The organism is Burkholderia sp. 567 (genome assembly GCF_040545115.1).
Lineage (GTDB): Bacteria > Pseudomonadota > Gammaproteobacteria > Burkholderiales > Burkholderiaceae > Burkholderia > Burkholderia ambifaria.
Genome location: NZ_JBEPLG010000007.1, coordinates 318,467 through 335,812, shown reverse-complemented (window position 1 = coordinate 335,812; position 17,346 = coordinate 318,467). Strand labels below are relative to the sequence as shown.

Here is a 17,346-nt window from a genome sequence, read left to right as displayed (position 1 = left end):
GCTGCCTGTCAACAGCACGCCTTTCCTTCCCGCCATCCGCCCCGAAGGAAGTCCCCTTGGGGGAAATGGCGGGGTTTCTCGGAGCAAATTCTGATGAATTCGCGCGAAACCCGGGGCATGCTGCTCGGCCTCATCGGCGTGATGATCTTCAGCCTGACGCTGCCGATGACGCGTATCGTCGTCTCCGAACTCAATCCGCTGCTCAACGGGCTCGGCCGCGCGCTCGCCGCGTCGGTGCCGGCCGCCCTGCTGCTGTGGTGGCGCCGCGAACGGCTGCCGACCCGCGCGCAGCTGAAAAGCCTGGCCGTCGTCTCGGCCGGGGTGATCATCGCGTATCCGGTGTTCTCCGCGTGGGCGATGAAAACCGTGCCGGCGTCGCACGGCGCGGTCGTCAACGGCCTGCAGCCGCTGTTCGTCGCGCTGTACGCGGCGTGGCTGTCGCACGAGCGCCCGTCGAAGGCGTTCTGGGCCAGCGCGCTGGCGGGCAGCGCGCTCGTGATCGCGTTCGCGCTGCGCGACGGCGGCGGCACCGTGCAGGCCGGCGACGCGCTGATGCTCGTCGCGGTCGGCATCGGCGCGCTCGGCTATGCGGAAGGCGCGCGGCTCGCGCGTCAGATCGGCGGCTGGCAGGTGATCTGCTGGGCGCTCGTCGTGTCCGCGCCGTTCCTCGTGCTGCCGGTCGGCTGGCTCGCATGGACGCAGCACGTCGTGCATCCGGCCCCGCTTGCGTTGCGCACGTGGCTTGCATTCGGCTACGTGACCCTTTTTTCGCAATTCATCGGCTTTTTCGCGTGGTACGCGGGCCTCGCGATGGGCGGCATCGCGCGCGTCGGCCAGGTGCAGCTGCTGCAGATCTTCTTCACGATCGCCTTCTCCGCGCTGCTGTTCGGCGAGACGGTGACGCCGTCCACCTGGCTGTTCGCGGCCGCCGTGATCGCCACCGTGATGCTCGGCCGGCGCTCGGCCGTTGCCACGGCCCCGCGTGCTGCTCGCGCCGGTTGATGAGGTGCGCCATAATGTTTGTTTTGCCAGAACGGTTTTGCCCACCCGGCCGCGACGGCCCGCTTGCGCTCCCGCATGCCTACCCGGCCGCGTCGACGCAATCTGCCTGATCGACCTTTCTTGACTGACCCGATATCCGAACGAGGAGACTATGAATCCGACCGACCTGCATCCGCCGCATTGGCAGCTTTCCGAACGCGCCCGCAAGCTGACGAGCTCTGCGATCCGCGAGATCCTGAAGGTCACGGAACGCCCCGAGGTCATCTCGTTCGCAGGCGGCCTGCCGGCTCCGGCGACGTTCCCGGCCGAACGCATGCGCGCCGCGGCCGACCGCGTGCTGCGCGACGCGCCCGCCGCCGCACTCCAGTACAGCGCGACCGAAGGTTACCTGCCGCTGCGCGAATGGATCGCCGAGCGCTACAGCGTGCGCGTGTCGCAGGTACTGATCACGACCGGCTCGCAGCAGGCACTCGACCTTCTCGGCAAGGCGCTGATCGATCCGAACAGCCCGATCCTCGTCGAAACCCCGACCTACCTCGGCGCGCTGCAATCGTTCTCGCTGTACGAGCCGCGCTACGTGCAGGTGCCGACCGACGAGCAGGGCCTGTTGCCCGAAGGCCTCACGCCCGAGCTGACCCAAGGCGCGCGCCTGCTGTACGCACAGCCGAACTTCCAGAACCCGACCGGCCGCCGCCTGCCCGTCGAGCGCCGCCGCGCGCTCGCCGCGTTCGCGCAGTCGAGCCCGTTCCCGGTGCTGGAAGACGACCCGTACGGCGCGCTGAACTACCAGGGCGAGCCGCTGCCGACGATGCTGTCGATGGCGCCCGACCACATCGTGCACCTCGGCACGTTCTCGAAGGTGCTCGCGCCCGGCCTGCGGATCGGCTACATCATTGCCCCCGAAGAACTCCACTTCAAGCTCGTGCAGGCCAAGCAGGCCACCGACCTGCACACGCCGACGCTCACGCAGCGCATCGCGCACGAAGTGATCAAGGACGGCTTCCTCGACGAGCACATCCCGACGATCCGCCAGCTGTACGGCGCGCAGTGCGAAGCGATGCTCGCGTCGCTCGCACGGCACATGCCGGAAGGCGTCACGTGGAACCGTCCGGAAGGCGGGATGTTCATCTGGGTGAACCTGCCCGCGCAGATCGACAGCATGAAGCTGCTCGCCACGGCCGTGGACAACCACGTCGCCTTCGTGCCGGGCGCGCCGTTCTTCGCGGACGATGCTCAACAGAACACGCTGCGCCTGTCGTTCGTGACGGTGCCGCCCGAGAAGATCGAGGAAGGCGTCGCGCGGCTCGGCAAGCTGCTGCGCGAGCGCCTCTGATCCCGCTTTTTCCTGTCACGACTCTCTACGAGGAATCGAACGCATGGCTAACGTCTACGACAAACTGAAGTCGCTCGGCATCGAGCTCCCGACCGCCGGCGCACCGGCCGCCGCCTACGTGATGAGCGCGCAAAGCGGCAACACGGTCTACCTGTCGGGCCACATCGCGAAAAAGGACGGCAAGGTCTGGGCCGGCAAGCTCGGCGCGGATCTGCAGACGGAAGACGGCAAGGCGGCCGCCCGCTCGATCGCGATCGACCTGCTCGCGACGCTGCACGCGCACACCGGCGACCTGAACAAGGTCACGCGCATCGTGAAGCTGATGAGCCTCGTCAACTCGACGCTCGACTTCACCGAACAGCACGTCGTCACGAACGGTGCGTCGGAACTGATCGCGGAAGTGTTCGGCGATGCGGGCAAGCATGCGCGTTCGGCATTCGGCGTCGCGCAGATTCCGCTCGGCGCATGCGTCGAGATCGAGCTGATCGCCGAAGTCGCGTAACTCACGTCACGCGATCGTCACGATGACTAGCCACGGCGTCCGTTTCAAGCAGGTCGACGTCTTCACGTCGGTGCCGTTCAAGGGCAACCCGCTCGCGGTCGTGTTCGACGCCGATTCGCTCGGCGACGACGACATGCTCGCGATCGCCCGCTGGACGAACCTGTCGGAAACGGCGTTCGTGTGCACGCCGACCGATCCGGCGGCCGATTACCGCGTCCGGATCTTCACGCCGGGCGGCGAACTGCCGTTCGCCGGCCACCCGACGCTCGGCACCGCGCATGCGTTCCTGGAAAGCGGCGCGCGACCGCGCACGCCGGGCGTGCTGATCCAGCAATGCGGCGTCGGGCAGGTCGAACTGCGCGAACAGGCCGACGGCTGGGCATTTGCCGCGCCGCCCGCACGGTTCACGCCGCTCGACCGGGCCGACTATCCGGTGCTGGCGGCCGCGTTGCGCAGCAATGCGATCGATCCGGACGCCGAACCATGCGCGGTCGACAACGGCGCGCCGTGGCTCGTCGTGCGGCTCACGTCGGCCGACGCCTGCATCGGCCTCGCGCCCGATCCGGCCGCGCTCGGCGCCCTCATCCACCGCTACGGCGCGCACGGCCTCGCGGCCTACGCGTCGCACCCCGACGACGGCCCCGCGACGTTCGAAATCCGCTGCCTGATGACGGGCGACGGTTTCGGCACCGGCGAGGATCCCGCCACCGGCAGCGCGAACGCCGCGCTGGCCGAGCTGCTGAGCCGCCAGCAGCGCCGCCCCGGCACGTCGTACACGGCCCGTCAGGGCACGGCGATCGGCCGCGACGGCCGCATTGCCGTTCGCTATGACGACGACGGAACGATCTGGATCGGCGGCCACGTCGTGACGGTCGTGGACGGCACGTTCCAGATGCCCGCCTGACGTTTCGTCGTTTCGCCACGTGCGATGGCCCGGCCGACGCCCTGAGGTTGCCCGTCTATCGCAAAAACGTTCCAGCCAGTAATATCGGGCCTAATCCGTCGCTTCGGCGGGTCTGTCCATGGTTGCGCATCCCGCGAACGAACAGACGCCGGGGCGACCCCAACCATAGCCGGCCATCCCGACGAGGATGGCGCAAGCGAGCAGGACGCCGCCCTTCTTCAATGAGCTCCGCCCGGTCCAACCACACGCCGCCGACCCGGCCGCTGCGCGCGCCGCGCAAATCGCGCCGGCGCGCGCTGTTCGCGATCCCGTTGCTCGGGATGCTGGCGCTTGCGCTGCTGTGGGCGGTGATCATCGCGCGACTGTCGGTCGAAAAGGACAGCGCGTACAAGGAAGCGGCGGCATCCGCGGCGATCCTGTCGTCCGCGCTCGAGCAGCACACCGTCAAGGCGATCCACCAGGTCGACCAGATCACCCGCTTCGTCAAGTTCGAGTTCGAGAAATCGCCCGCGCACTTCAATCTCGCGAGCGCGGTCGAAAAAGGCGTCGTGCCGAGCGACACGCTGATCCAGGTCTCGCTCGTGAACGCGAAGGGTATCCTGTTCGCGAACACGGCCGACATTCATCCGCAGCCGATCAACCTGTCGGACCGCGAGCACTTCAAGGTCCATCTCGCGCACAACGACGACCGCCTGTACATCAGCAAGCCGGTGTTCGGCCGCGTGTCGAGCCACTGGACGCTGCAGATGACGCGGCGCCTGAACAACCCGGACGGCAGCTTCGCGGGCATCGTCGTGGTGTCGGAAGACCCGAGCTACTTCACCAACGATTTCTACAACAACGCGGCGATCGGCAAGGAAGGCGTGATCGCCGTGGTGTCCGACACGGGCGCGGTGCTCGCGCGGCGCACCGGCTCGGTCAGCAACGCACCGGGTGCGTTCTCCGCGTCGGGCGTATACCCGATCGCCGAGCGCGTGACGGGCACGATCATCGACCCGATCGACGGCGTGACGCGCATCGTGTCGTACCGCCACCTCGACGGCTACCCGCTCGCGGTGATGGTCGGGCTGTCGCAGACCGAGGAATTCGCGGACTACTCCCACACGCGCAACGTCTACCTGCTGATGACGAGCTTCATCACGCTCGCGATGCTCGCGTTCTTCAGCGTCGCGACGGGGCTGATCGGCAAGCTGCTGGGGCGCGAGCGCGAGATGACCCAGCTCGCCGAATACGACCTGCTCACCGGCCTCGCGAACCGCTACGCGACGCTGCGCGGGCTGCGCAACGACGTGTCAATGCCGGCCAGCCTGTCGCGGCTCGGCCTGCTGTTCATCGACCTCGACAACTTCAAGACCGTCAACGACACGCTCGGCCACAACGCCGGCGACATCGTGCTGCAGATGACCGCGTCGCGCCTGTCGGATGCCGTGGGCGACGAAGGCTCGCTCGCGCGGATCGGCGGCGACGAGTTCGTGGTCGTGATGAAGGGCGACGACATCGAACGGCGCGCGGTGCGGCTCGCGGAGGCGATCATCCGGATGTTCGGCGAGCCGTTCGACGTGCGCGGCAGTTCGTTCGTGCTGCACGCCAGCATCGGCATCGCGCTGCACAGCGTCGCGAACGAAAGCGAGATCGACCTGCTGAAGAAGGCCGACCTCGCGATGTACAGCGCAAAGGACGCCGGCAAGAACTGCTATCAGTTCTACGCGCCGCACCTGTCGCACCGCGCGGACCACCTGATGCGCTGGGAACAGCAGTTGCGCGTCGCGCTCGCCGAAGGGCAGCTGTTCCTCGCCTACCAGCCGAAGATCGACTTGACGCACCGCACGATCACCGGCTTCGAGGCGCTCGCGCGCTGGGACCACCCCGAGCACGGGATCATCTCCGCGAACGAATTCATTTCGATCGCCGAATCGACGGGTCTGATCGTGCCGATCGGCGACTTCGTGATCCGCACCGCGTGCGAACAGATCGCGCGCTGGCGCGACGACGGCCACGACACGCTGACGCTCGCGATCAACATCTCGCCGGTGCAGTTCTGGCGCGGCGACCTCATCGAGACGATTTCCCAGGCGCTGCAGGACACCGGCATCGACGCGAACCGGCTCGAGATCGAGATCACCGAGACCGCGATGATGGAATACCCGGAGCTCGTGTCCGAGAAGATCGTCGCGCTGAAGAAGCTCGGCATCCGGATCGCGCTCGACGATTTCGGCACCGGCTATTCATCGCTGTCGTACCTGCACCGCTTCTCCGTCGACACGCTGAAGGTCGACCGCTCGTTCGTGCAGGCCATCCCGAACGATCGCAGCGTGTGCGTGATGGTGTCGTCGATCGTGCATCTCGCGCGCTCGCTCGGCCTGACGGTCGTCGTCGAGGGCACCGAGACCGAGGAGCAGATCGCGTGGCTGTCCGCGCTCGGCGAGATCGAGGCGCAGGGCTTCCTGTTCTCGCGCCCCGTGCCGGCCGACGCGATTCCCGCGCTGATCGCACGCTTCGGCGTGCGCGGCGCCCGGCCGGACGTCCTCACCCACCGCGCGACCGGCAGCACGGGCGCCTGAGCCCGCCATCTGCGCGGCACTGGTTGCGCGGCCCCCGATCGTTTCGTTTTCCGATCCGATTGTTTAGTCCATTTACTAGCGTTTTCGCGCATGGCAGTGTCACGATGCGCGGCGGACAATCGGGAGGGCCACCGTGTCGGCGGGCCGCCGGCACGATTTCAAGCGCGAGACCAGGCCCAGCGCCAACAGCATAGTCATGACAACCGTCGAAGTCGAAGCGGCCGAACGTGTCGAACCGGCACAGGCCTCCCTATGGACCTTGTTCAAGGTCGTCGCCGGCATTTCCGCCGTATCGTGGGGCGGGCTGTCGATGATGGCGCAGCTCGAACGCCACTACGTCGACCGGTTGCAGCGCATCGAGCCGCACGTGTTCGCCGATTTCATCGCCCTCGCATGGCTCGTGCCGGGCCCGGTCGGCTGCAATGTCGCGGTGCAGGTCGGCCAGACGCTGCACGGCCGCATCGGCGCGTGGATCGCCGGCATCGCGAGCGTGCTGCCGTTCTTCCTGCTGATGACGCTGTTCGCGATCTTCTACCGCACGCCGATCGTGCGCTCGCTCGCCGCGCCGATGCTGATCAATCACTTCGGGATGGTGCTCGCCGCGCTGATCGGCGTCACGTGGATCAAGCAGTTGCGTACGCTCGCGCGCACGCGGCTCGAACAGTTGATTGCCGCGCTGTCGACGATTCTGCTCGCTTTCGCGCATAGTCCGGCCGCGTTCGTCGGGATTCTTTTCGCCGCGTTTGCAGCCGGCTGGCTGACCGGGCCGCCGCAAGACGACGCGGTCGACTTCACGCTATCGAAGCGCGACCGCAACCTGCTCGTGCTGCTCGCCATCCTCGTCGCGCTGTTCGCGCTGCCGCTGTCCGGCGACTACCAGATGACGCTGCTGTGGCCGCGGCTCGCCGGCGCCGGGATGACGCTGTTCGGCGGCGGCTTCTCCGCGCTGCCCGTGCTCAAGACGCTGTTCGTTTCGCCGGCGACCGGCATTTCCGATCACGACTTCACGCTCGCGTTCGCGCTGTCGCCCGTGTCGCCCGGCCCGCTGCTGAACGTCGTGCCGTTTCTCGGCTACCTGACCGACGGCTGGACCGGCGCGCTGCTCGCGACCGCCGCGCTGTTCATTCCGTCGGGGTGTCTCGTCGTGTTCGCGCAGAACCATCTGTTCCGGCTCAAGCGCCACTCGCGCTTCGAGCACGGGATGCACCTGATGCGCGCGGCGACGACGGGCTTTCTGGTCGTCGCCGTCGTGAAGATCCTGCATCGCGAACCGGCCGATCCCGTCTATTGGCTCACGGGCGCCTTTGCGATGCTGTGCTTCGCGCGCTTCAAGCTGCCCGTGTATGCCGTCTACGGTGCGGTCGCGATCGCGTGCGGCGCATGGCTGTGGGCCGTCGCGCATTGACGGCTGGCTGCAGTCACCGCCGCAGCCCCCGCTGCTTGCCGCTCAGCCTGCCTGCACCGCGACGCGGCGTGCGACCCAGCGCGCCCGCAGCGCGTCGTACGCGAGGTTGAAGCAGAACGTGTAAGGCAGGAAGAACAGCACGATGCCGAGGTCGAGCAGCAGCGCCTCGACGAGGCTCACATCCAGCCACCACGCGGCGACCGGCACCACCATCGCGACGAGGCCGAACTCGAACGCGACCGCATGCGCGACCCGCATCCCCAGCGTGCGCGTGAGGCCGGCGCGCCGCTCGAAGCGGTCGAACAGCGTGTTGAACGTCATGTTCCAGGCCATCGCGATCAGCGACACCATCACCGTCAGCACGCCGACGTGCGACACCGGCATGTCGAGCAGCCATGCGCCGATCGGCGCGCACAGCGCGATCGCCACCAGCTCGAACGTCAGCGCGTGAACGAGGCGTTCCGTCACCGTGGTATTCATCTGTTTCATGCTTCCCTCCGATTCGTTTGCTCAGATCATGTGTGGCATTCTGATCGGCACGACCGTATGAAGCCAGTTTGATATCATCGGTTTTACCGATACAACGCGATGAGATCCGCCACATGCGCCACGCACCCGAAGCCCTGCTCGCCTTCGCCGAAGCCGCGCTGCTCGGCTCGTTCACGGCCGCCGCGCGCAAGCTCGGCAAGCGGCAGTCGACGGTGTCCGAAGCGATCGCGAACCTCGAGATCGATCTCGGCGTGCAGCTGTTCGACCGCTCGACGCGCACGCCGACGCTGACCGATGCCGGCCGCGCGCTGCTGCCGCAGGTGCAGCGGACGCTGGAAGCCGGCGCGGCGATCGACCGCACCGCCGCGCGGCTCGCGCAGGGCGAGGAAGCGCGGCTCACGCTCGTCGTGTCCGATACGTACCAGTCGAAGCGTTACGAGGAAACCTTGATGGCGCTCGAGCAGCGTTTTCCGGCGCTCGAACTCGAATGCCAGGTCGCCGAGCACGAGGACGTGCTCGACCTGATCCAGCAGGGCCGCGCGCAGCTCGGGCTGATGGCCGCGCGCGCCGTCTACCCGCCCGATATCGGAGCGGCGACGGTGGCGGAGGAATCCGAGATCGGCCTGTTCGTCGGGCGCACGCACGCGCTGGCCGCCCACGGCGACGCCGACGTGCCGCATGCGGCGCTGCGCGACGCGCGCGAGCTGCGCCTGAACACCTACGTGAAACCGGAGGATCGCGGCGCCGACGACCGGATCGTCGTCGGCACGCAGCGCTGGCTCGCGCCGAGCTATCTGATGCTGCTGGAGATGGCGGTGCTGGGGTTCGGCTGGGCCGAGTTGCCGCGCTGGATGGTCGAGCACTTCGCGCGCGACCGGCTGTGCGAGCTGCACTCGCGCGGCTGGCCGCGCCGCGTGCGGGTCGATGCGGTGTGGTCGCGCAACCGGCCGCTCGGCCCGGCCGGCGCGTGGCTGCTCGACGCGATGCTGGCCGCGTAGCGGTGCGCGGCACCGCGCCGGCGGCGCGCGCCGAACGGCGCCGCGGACTCGGAGGTCAGAAGCCGCGCGACAGCACGGCGGCGCCGATCGTCACGACGCCGAGCACGAGATTGACGACGACGAGCAGGCGCACCGTGTTCACCGCACGCGCGCCATCGGGCCAGTTCTGCGCCTGCACCGCGCGCCGGATACGCGGGAACAGCGCGAAGCGGATGTGGCCGAAGATCAGCATCATCACGACGCCCAGCCCCGCCATCGCATGCAGCGTCCACGTCGCGTGCGCGCCGCCGAATGCCATCAGCAGGAACCCGCCGGACAGCAGGATCACGATCACCGAGCCCGACACCCAGTTGAAGAAGCGGCCGAACACGCCTTCGATCAGCGGCAGCCGGAGCTGCGGCGTCAGGTCGGACAGCGCCGGGCGCAGACAGAAATTCGCGAAGACCATCCCGCCCACCCACACGGCGACGGCCAGCAGGTGAAGAAACAGCGCGACGGCAACAGCGTGGGACATGGCGACAATCCTGATAGGGGTTGGGTGCAACGAACAGCCGCGTCATGCGCGGTCTCGAGCGACGTTCGACCGGCGGGCCGCCGCTCGGTTCGGACCCCGGGCGGCATTTCACACTATTTTGCAAATTCCGCGTGACGCCGCCACTGTCGCTTACCTGAATACGCCGCCCAAAAGAACAGGCCGCACGCCCGCCGAAGCGGAGGTGCGGCCTGCGATGCCGGTCGAGCCGGCGCGCGGAGGCGGCGTCAGCCGAGCAGCGGACGCAGTTCGTTGACGACCTTGAGCTTCGTCTCCGGCGTGCGGCCCTTGCGTGCGCGCTTGCCGATGTGCGGCGCGAGCCCCGCGTACGACAGCGTCTCGTCCTGCGCCTTGCCGCCGCGCCCGGTGCCGATCAGCACGACGCCGGCCGGGTCGATCGCGAGCGCCTGCACGAGCGTTTCCTTGTCGTCGAGCGCCATCAGGATCACGCCGCGGCCGCCGCCGGACAGCGTCTTCATCTCGTCCATCCCGAACACCAGCAGCCGGCCGCCGCTCGACAGGCACGCGACCTGCGTCGCGTTCGGCAGCACCGGCATCGGCGCGAGGGGCACCGCGCCCGCATCGATCGTCATGAATGCCTTGCCGGCCTTCACGCGGCTCACCATGTCGCCGACCTTCGCGAGGAAGCCGAACCCGTTGCTCGACGCAAGCAGCAGTTGCTGGTCGACCGGCGCCGCGAAGTAGTGCATCAGGTGCGAGCCCGATTCGAGCTCGATCAGCGACGTCACCGGCACGCCGTCGCCGCGGCCGCCCGGCAGCACCGACACGTCGACCGAGTACACGCGGCCGCTGCTGCCCCACGCGATCAGGCGGTCGGGCGTGCGGCACTGGAACGCCGCGTACAGGTGGTCGCCGGCCTTGAACGTGAAGCCGGCCGGGTCGAGCCCGTGACCCTTCAGCGCGCGCACCCAGCCCTTCTGCGACACGACGACCGTCACCGGCTCGTCCACCACCTTCGCCTCGAACGTCGCGCGCTTTTCCTGCTGGATCAGCGTGCGGCGATCGTCGCCGTACTGCTTCGCGTCGGTCTCGATCTCCTTGATCATCAGCCGCTTCATCGCGCTTTCGTTCGCGAGCAGCTCCTCGAGCTTCGCCTTCTCGTCGCGCAGCGTCTCGAGCTCCTTCTCGATCTTGATCTTCTCGAGCCGCGCGAGCTGACGCAGCCGGATTTCGAGAATGTCTTCCGCCTGGCGGTCGGTGAGGCCGAACGCGCTCATTAGCGCGGCCTTCGGCTCGTCCGCCTCGCGGATGATGCGAATCACCTCGTCGATGTTCAGGAAGACGATCATCCGCCCTTCGAGGATGTGGATGCGGTCGTCGACCTTCGCGAGACGATGGCGGGACCGGCGCGTCATCGTCAGCTGGCGGAACTTCACCCATTCGTCGAGGATCGTCAGCAGCCCCTTCTGGCCCGGCCGGCCGTCGGCGCCGATCATCACGAGGTTCAGCGTCGCGTTCGACTCGAGGCTCGTGTACGCGAGCAGCGTGTTCACGAATTCCGTCTGGTCGATCGTGCGCGACTTCGGCTCGAACACGAGCCGCACCGCCGCTTCCTTGCCCGACTCGTCGCGCACCGCGTCGAGCAGGTCGAGCATCGCCTTCTTCGTGTTGAGCTGTTCGGGCGTGAGCGTCTTCTTGCCGAGCTTGAGCTTCGGGTTGGTCAGCTCCTCGATTTCCTCGAGCACCTTCTGGCCCGACGTGCTCGGCGGCAGCTCGGTGACGACGAGTTGCCACTGGCCGCGCGCGAGATCCTCGATCTTCCAGCGCGCGCGCACCTTCAGGCTGCCGCGACCGGTTTCATAGGCCGCCGCGATCTCGGTGTCGCTCGAGATGATCTGGCCGCCGCCCGGGAAGTCCGGGCCGGGGATCAGGTTCATCAGCTCCGCGTGCGTGAGCTTCGGATTGCGGATCAATGCGACCGCCGCCGCCGCGACCTCGCGCAGGTTGTGCGACGGGATTTCGGTGGCGAGGCCGACCGCGATGCCCGATGCGCCGTTCAGCAGCACGAACGGCATGCGGCTCGGCAGCGTCTTCGGTTCCTCGAACGAGCCGTCGTAGTTCGGCATGAAGTCGACCGTGCCCTGGTCGATCTCGTCGAGCAGCAGCTTCGAGATCGGCGTGAGCCGCGCTTCGGTGTATCGCATCGCCGCCGCGCCGTCGCCGTCGCGCGAGCCGAAGTTGCCCTGCCCGTCGATCAGCGGATAGCGCAGCGAGAAATCCTGCGCGAGACGCACGAGCGCGTCGTATGCCGACTGGTCGCCGTGCGGGTGGTATTTACCGAGCACGTCGCCGACCACGCGCGCCGACTTCACCGGCTTCGCGTCGGGGCCGAGGCCCATTTCGTTCATCGCGAACAGGATCCGGCGCTGCACCGGCTTCTGGCCGTCGCACACGTCGGGCAGCGCGCGGCTCTTCACGACGCTGACCGCGTAGCTGAGGTACGCCTGCTCCGCGTAATTGCCGAGCGTCAGCGCATCGGCGTCCGGTGCGTCGGACCCGGCGAAGAGATCGGAAGTATTGTCGTCCATCTGAATTCCGTATTCGTAAATGGCGTGAGGCCGGGCCGGGCGTCATGCCCGGCCGCGCGGGTTAGATGTCCGCTTCGACGTCGTTGCCCTTTTCCTCGAGCCAACCGCGCCGCGCGGCTGCCTCGCCCTTGCCCATCAGCATCGTCATCCGCGCGACGGTCGACTCGTAGTCGAGCTCGCCGAGCTTCACCGGCATCAGGCGGCGCGTGTCGGGGTTCATCGTCGTGTCCCACAGCTGCTCCGCGCTCATTTCGCCGAGCCCCTTGAAGCGGCTGATGCTCCATTGCGTTTCACGCACGCCGTCCTTGCGCAGCTTGTCGAGCGTCGCCTCGAGTTCGCCTTCGTCGAGCGCATAGAGCTTCTGCGCGGGCTTCTTGCCGCGCGCGGGCGCATCGACGCGGAACAGCGGCGGCCGCGCGACATGCACGTGGCCGCGTTCGATCAGCTGCGGGAAGTGCTTGAAGAACAGCGTGAGCAGCAGCACCTGGATGTGCGAGCCGTCGACATCGGCGTCCGACAGGATGCAGATCTTGCCGTAGCGCAGGTTCGACAGGTCGACGGTTTCGTCCGGGCTGTGCGGATCGACGCCGATCGCGACCGAGATGTCATGCACCTCGTTGTTCGCGAACAGGCGGTCGCGCTCGGTTTCCCACGTATTCAGCACCTTGCCGCGCAGCGGCAGGATCGCCTGGTATTCCTTGTCGCGGCCCATCTTCGCGGAACCGCCCGCCGAGTCGCCCTCGACGAGGAACAGTTCGTTGCGCGCGATATCTTCCGTCTCGCAATCGGTCAGCTTGCCGGGCAGCACCGCGACGCCCGAGCTCTTGCGCTTCTCGACCTTCTGGCCCGCGCGCGTGCGCGCCTGCGCCTGCTTGATCACGAGTTCGGCGAGCTTCTTGCCGTGCTCGACGTGCTGGTTCAGCCACAGTTCGAGCGCCGGCCGCGAGAACGACGACACGAGCTTCACCGCGTCGCGGCTGTTCAGGCGCTCCTTGATCTGCCCTTGAAACTGCGGGTCGAGCACCTTCGCGGACAGCACGAACGACACGCGCGCGAACACGTCTTCCGCGAGCAGTTTCACGCCCTTCGGCTGCAGGTTGTGCAGTTCGACGAAGCTTTTCACCGCCTGGTAGAGACCGTCGCGCAGGCCCGACTCGTGCGTGCCGCCGGCCGGCGTCGGGATCAGGTTCACGTACGACTCGCGCACGAGCGAACCTTCCTCGCTCCATGCGACGACCCACGACGCGCCCTCGCCTTCGGCGAAGGTTTCGTCGGTCGAACGCGCATCGGCGAAGCGCTCGCCTTCGAACAGCGGAATCAGCAGCTCGCTGCCGTTCATCTCGTCGAGCAGGTAGCCGCGCAGGCCGTCCTCGTATTTCCAGGTCTGGCGTTCGCCCGTCTTCTCGTTGACGAGCACGACCTCGACGCCCGGCAGCAGCACGGCCTTCGAGCGCAGCAGGCGCTGCAGCTCGCCGAGCGGCAGGTTCGGCGAATCGAAGTACTTCGGATTCGGCCACACCTGCACGCGCGTGCCGGATTTCTTCTCGCCGCGGCCCGCGCCTTGCGTAGTGAGCGGCTTGACGACATCGCCGTCGGCGAAGCCGAGTTCGGCGATCTTGCCGTCGCGCCAGACCGTCACGTCGAGGCGCGTCGCCAGTGCGTTCGTCACCGACACGCCGACGCCGTGCAGGCCGCCCGAGAACGTGTACGCGCCGCCGGCGGCCTTGTCGAACTTGCCGCCCGCGTGCAGGCGCGTGAACACGATCTCGACGACCGGCACGCCTTCCTCGGGGTGCATGCCGAACGGGATGCCGCGGCCGTCGTCCTCGACCGATACCGACTGGTCGGTGTGCAGCGTGACGATGATCTGCTTGCCGTAGCCGCCGAGTGCCTCGTCGGACGCGTTGTCGATGACTTCCTGAATGATGTGCAGCGGATTTTCGGTACGGGTGTACATGCCGGGCCGCTGCTTGACCGGCTCGAGACCCTTGAGCACCTTGATCGATGCTTCGCTATAGGCCGCGCTGGGCTTCTTCGTTGACATAGGCGCTGAATTTCGTCATTCATCGGGACGTTGTCCACACCTGGTGTGGATAACGTCGTGGACAAAACGTTGAGTTCCGTAAAAAAGCGAATCGAAACAACGCTGTGCTTGGACTGCTTCGAAAGCGGGCGCGCGGCATGCGCTGCGCGACCCGGGACGCGCGGTATTTTACTGGTTCCGCGTGGCGCGCCATCGCAAGATCGTCGCGCGGTGCGGCCGGCCATGCGGCGGGCGTACGACGCGCCGGCCAGCGACGCGCCGCGCGCCGTGCGTCAGACCGGTTTGCGCTTCGCTTCGAGCGTTTCCCACCGCTCGAGCGCGGCGAGCAGTTCGTCGTCGATCGCCGCGAACCGCTCGGTCAGGCGCGTGCCTTCCTGCGGATCCTTCGCGAAGATCGCGCCGTCCTCGAGTTGCGCGTCGATCGTCTTCTGTTCTTCCTCGAGCGCCGCGATCTTCTGCGGCAGCGCATCGAGTTCGCGCTGCTCGTTGAACGACAGCTTGACCGTGCGCTGCGCGTTGCGGCCCGCCGCGCTTTTCGCCGGGTCTTCCTTGACCGGCGCCGCTTCCTTCACCGCGCGCTTCGCCGCTTCCTGCTGCGCGAGCTGCTGCGAACGCTCGCTCTGGATCTGCCAGTCGGTGAAGCCGCCGACGTATTCGCGCCACTTGCCGTCGCCCTCCGCCGCGATCACCGACGTCACGACGTTGTCGAGGAACGCGCGATCGTGGCTGACGAGCAGCACCGTGCCGTCATAGTCGGCCAGCAGCTCTTCGAGCAGTTCGAGTGTCGGGATGTCGAGATCGTTGGTCGGTTCGTCGAGCACCAGCACGTTGGCCGGACGCGCGAACAGGCGCGCGAGCAGGAGCCGGTTGCGCTCGCCGCCCGACAGCGACTTCACCGGCGAGCGCGCGCGTTCCGGCGCGAACAGGAAGTCGCCGAGATAGCTCATCACGTGCTTGCGCACGCCGCCGATCTCGACCCATTCGCTACCGGGGCTGATCGTATCGGCCAGGCTCTTGTCCTGGTCGAGCTGCGCGCGCATCTGGTCGAAATACGCGACCTGCAGGTTCGTGCCCGTGCGCACCGTGCCCGTGTCAGGCTTCAGCTCGCCGAGGATCAGCTTGAGCAGCGTGGTCTTGCCCGCGCCGTTCGGGCCGACGAAACCGATCTTGTCGCCGCGCATGACCGACGTCGAGAACGTGTCGACCACCGTTCGATCGCCGTAGCGCTTCGTCACGTCCGTCAGTTCCGCGACGATCTTGCCCGACTTCTCGCCCTGCGCGACGTCGAGCCTCACGTTGCCCTGCGAATTGCGGCGCTCCGCGCGCTCGTTGCGCATCTGCACGAGCCGCGCGATGCGCCCGACGCTGCGCGTACGCCGCGCCTCGACGCCCTTGCGGATCCACACTTCTTCCTGCGCGAGCAGCTTGTCGAACTTCTCGTTTTCCACGCGCTCGACTTCGAGCTGCTGCGCCTTGCGCGTCTGGTACGCGGAGAAATTGCCCGGATACGACAGCAGCCCGCCGCGATCGAGCTCGACGATGCGTGTCGCGACGCGGTCGAGGAACGCGCGATCGTGGGTGATGAACAGCAGGCCCGCGCGCTGCGAGACCAGCAGTTCTTCCAGCCAGCGGATGCCGTCGAAGTCGAGGTGGTTGGTCGGTTCGTCGAGCAGCAGCACGTCGGGCTGCAGCACCAGCGCGCGCGCCAGCGCGACGCGCTTCTGCATCCCGCCCGACAGCGCGTCGACGCTGGCGTCGCCGTCCGTCAGGCCGATCTGCGCGAGCGTCATCGACACGCGCGTGCGCCAGTTCCACGCGTCGTGCATGTCGAGCGACGACTGCAGCGCGTTCATCCGCGCGAGCAGCGCATCGTGCTCGGCGCCTTCGGGCGTCTCGGCGAGGCGGTGCGCGATCGAATCGTATTCTTCGAGCACTTCGCGCGTGTGCGTGAGCCCCGATGCCACGGCCTCGAACACCGTCGCGCCGGGTTCGAATTCAGGCTCCTGCGGCACGTAGACGGTCACCAGCTCCTGCTGGCGCGTGATCAGCCCGTCATCGGGCTTCGCGAGCCCGGCGACGATCTTCAGCAGCGACGACTTGCCCGCGCCGTTGCGGCCGATCAGGCCGACGCGCTCGCCGGCTTCCAGCGAGAAGTCCGCGTGATCGAGCAACGCGACGTGACCGAACGCGAGTTGCGCGCCGGTAATGGAATAAAGCGACATGGGGAGACGGCGAAGAGAGAAATCGGAAGCGCCCATTGTACCGGTGGCGGAGGCCGGCGCCGGGATGGCCGGACGGACTATGCCGGTGCGTGGTGCTTTTCGTGCTGTGACTGCCTGCAGGCGTGCGCTCGGCGGACGGCGCCGGCGTGGCGCGCTTCGGCGCCCCGCGGGGCCGGCGCGGCGGGCATCCGGCCGCAGCTTCCCGGCCGGGCGCCCGCACGCGGGAGGTGCGATTACTTCACGTTGACCGTGATCGTCGAGCTCAGCTCGGGACCATACGAACGGTGTGCGCCGTCGCCGAGCTGCAGCGTCAGCGTGTGCTTGCCGGGCGGCAGCTTCACGTCGGTTTCGGTCTGGGCCTTGCCGAAGTGCAGCGAATGTTCGGAGGCGGGAATCACGTCGCCCTTGGGCACCGGCTTGCCGTCGATCAGCAGGTGATGGTGGCCCGTGTCCGGCGTCATGTCGCCGGCCGGCTTGAGCGCCATCCCTTCGAGGCCGAACTGCACGTGCACGGGGCTCGACACCGTCGCGCCATCCTTCGGCTCGACGAAAAACACGCGCGCCTCGGCACGCGCGAGCGTCGACACGGCCAGTGCCGCGACACATACCGCACCTGCGATCCATTTCTTGTTGAGCATCGTTTCCTCCTTCAGATTGAAAGGCTCACGAAGCATACACTGCGTGCCCGGCCCGTGCGATGTCGGGCGTTGTTCGCGATGCGTACGTTTAAAAGGACGTTGCGCAGGTGTTCGGCGAAATTACGGTACTATTGCGCCTTTCGTCCGTTGGCCGCGCCGCGGACGGC

At 67.5% G+C, this 17,346-nt stretch carries 13 protein-coding genes; 7 read left to right on the top strand and 6 right to left on the bottom strand.

Going from position 1 to position 17,346, the window contains the following annotated elements; all coding sequences use genetic code 11:
- Positions 1–93: 93 nt before the first annotated feature.
- From ABIC50_RS21910 to ABIC50_RS21885, 6 genes are all read left to right on the top strand, one after another.
- Entirely contained in the window at positions 94–1,002 is a 909-nt protein-coding gene (locus ABIC50_RS21910; RefSeq protein WP_175704218.1) for a DMT family transporter, read from the top strand.
- Between the two features lie 151 nt (positions 1,003–1,153).
- Positions 1,154–2,335, top strand: a complete 1,182-nt coding sequence (locus ABIC50_RS21905; RefSeq protein WP_011657566.1) for an aminotransferase-like domain-containing protein — start codon at positions 1,154–1,156, stop codon at positions 2,333–2,335.
- 43 nt (positions 2,336–2,378) lie between these two features.
- On the top strand, positions 2,379–2,837 hold the full coding sequence (locus tag ABIC50_RS21900; protein WP_006478174.1) for a RidA family protein: 459 nt from the start codon (positions 2,379–2,381) through the stop codon (positions 2,835–2,837).
- Between the two features lie 22 nt (positions 2,838–2,859).
- Entirely contained in the window at positions 2,860–3,741 is an 882-nt protein-coding gene (locus ABIC50_RS21895) for a PhzF family phenazine biosynthesis protein (RefSeq protein ID WP_354166790.1), read from the top strand.
- Positions 3,742–3,962: 221 nt separating this feature from the next.
- Positions 3,963–6,302, top strand: coding sequence for a bifunctional diguanylate cyclase/phosphodiesterase (locus tag ABIC50_RS21890; protein ID WP_165751821.1), 2,340 nt, complete (start codon positions 3,963–3,965; stop codon positions 6,300–6,302).
- A 196-nt stretch (positions 6,303–6,498) separates the two neighbouring features.
- A complete protein-coding gene (locus ABIC50_RS21885) occupies positions 6,499–7,707 on the top strand; it encodes a chromate transporter (protein WP_105833028.1) in 1,209 nt (402 codons plus the stop codon).
- Between the two features lie 42 nt (positions 7,708–7,749).
- On the opposite strand, the gene ABIC50_RS21880 is transcribed toward ABIC50_RS21885, so the two are convergent.
- Positions 7,750–8,196, bottom strand: coding sequence for a multidrug/biocide efflux PACE transporter (locus tag ABIC50_RS21880; protein WP_354166787.1), 447 nt, complete (start codon positions 8,194–8,196; stop codon positions 7,750–7,752).
- Between the two features lie 113 nt (positions 8,197–8,309).
- Here ABIC50_RS21880 and ABIC50_RS21875 point away from each other — a divergent pair, with 113 nt between their 5' ends.
- Positions 8,310–9,194, top strand: coding sequence for a LysR family transcriptional regulator (locus ABIC50_RS21875; RefSeq protein WP_354166785.1), 885 nt, complete (start codon positions 8,310–8,312; stop codon positions 9,192–9,194).
- Positions 9,195–9,249: 55 nt separating this feature from the next.
- Here the strand turns inward: ABIC50_RS21875 and ABIC50_RS21870 are convergent, their stop codons facing one another.
- The 5 genes from ABIC50_RS21870 to ABIC50_RS21850 all read right to left on the bottom strand — a co-directional run bounded on the left by ABIC50_RS21870 (position 9,250) and on the right by ABIC50_RS21850 (position 17,179).
- Positions 9,250–9,708, bottom strand: a complete 459-nt coding sequence (locus tag ABIC50_RS21870) for a CopD family protein (protein ID WP_006752878.1) — start codon at positions 9,706–9,708, stop codon at positions 9,250–9,252.
- Between the two features lie 245 nt (positions 9,709–9,953).
- Entirely contained in the window at positions 9,954–12,275 is a 2,322-nt protein-coding gene (gene parC / locus ABIC50_RS21865; protein WP_354166783.1) for a DNA topoisomerase IV subunit A, read from the bottom strand.
- A gap of 61 nt (positions 12,276–12,336) precedes the next feature.
- On the bottom strand, positions 12,337–14,319 hold the full coding sequence (locus tag ABIC50_RS21860) for a DNA topoisomerase IV subunit B (RefSeq protein ID WP_105833031.1): 1,983 nt from the start codon (positions 14,317–14,319) through the stop codon (positions 12,337–12,339).
- Between the two features lie 272 nt (positions 14,320–14,591).
- Positions 14,592–16,541 (bottom strand): ATP-binding cassette domain-containing protein, encoded by a 1,950-nt coding sequence (locus ABIC50_RS21855; RefSeq protein ID WP_471685991.1) that lies wholly within the window; start codon positions 16,539–16,541, stop codon positions 14,592–14,594.
- A 233-nt stretch (positions 16,542–16,774) separates the two neighbouring features.
- A complete protein-coding gene (locus ABIC50_RS21850) occupies positions 16,775–17,179 on the bottom strand; it encodes a DUF4399 domain-containing protein (RefSeq protein ID WP_041491385.1) in 405 nt (134 codons plus the stop codon).
- Positions 17,180–17,346 lie beyond the last annotated feature (167 nt).

Excerpts from the sequence above, each read along its gene's own strand:
- ABIC50_RS21910 (WP_175704218.1), top strand. The coding sequence starts at position 94 with ATGAATTCGCGCGAAACCCGGGGCATGCTGCTCGGCCTCATCGGCGTG.
- ABIC50_RS21905 (WP_011657566.1), top strand. The coding sequence starts at position 1,154 with ATGAATCCGACCGACCTGCATCCGCCGCATTGGCAGCTTTCCGAACGC.
- ABIC50_RS21900 (WP_006478174.1), top strand. The coding sequence starts at position 2,379 with ATGGCTAACGTCTACGACAAACTGAAGTCGCTCGGCATCGAGCTCCCG.
- ABIC50_RS21895 (WP_354166790.1), top strand. The coding sequence starts at position 2,860 with ATGACTAGCCACGGCGTCCGTTTCAAGCAGGTCGACGTCTTCACGTCG.
- ABIC50_RS21890 (WP_165751821.1), top strand. The coding sequence starts at position 3,963 with ATGAGCTCCGCCCGGTCCAACCACACGCCGCCGACCCGGCCGCTGCGC.
- ABIC50_RS21885 (WP_105833028.1), top strand. The coding sequence starts at position 6,499 with ATGACAACCGTCGAAGTCGAAGCGGCCGAACGTGTCGAACCGGCACAG.
- ABIC50_RS21880 (WP_354166787.1), bottom strand. The coding sequence starts at position 8,196 with ATGAAACAGATGAATACCACGGTGACGGAACGCCTCGTTCACGCGCTG.
- ABIC50_RS21875 (WP_354166785.1), top strand. The coding sequence starts at position 8,310 with ATGCGCCACGCACCCGAAGCCCTGCTCGCCTTCGCCGAAGCCGCGCTG.
- ABIC50_RS21870 (WP_006752878.1), bottom strand. The coding sequence starts at position 9,708 with ATGTCCCACGCTGTTGCCGTCGCGCTGTTTCTTCACCTGCTGGCCGTC.
- parC (WP_354166783.1), bottom strand. The coding sequence starts at position 12,275 with ATGGACGACAATACTTCCGATCTCTTCGCCGGGTCCGACGCACCGGAC.
- ABIC50_RS21860 (WP_105833031.1), bottom strand. The coding sequence starts at position 14,319 with ATGTCAACGAAGAAGCCCAGCGCGGCCTATAGCGAAGCATCGATCAAG.
- ABIC50_RS21855 (WP_471685991.1), bottom strand. The coding sequence starts at position 16,541 with ATGTCGCTTTATTCCATTACCGGCGCGCAACTCGCGTTCGGTCACGTC.
- ABIC50_RS21850 (WP_041491385.1), bottom strand. The coding sequence starts at position 17,179 with ATGCTCAACAAGAAATGGATCGCAGGTGCGGTATGTGTCGCGGCACTG.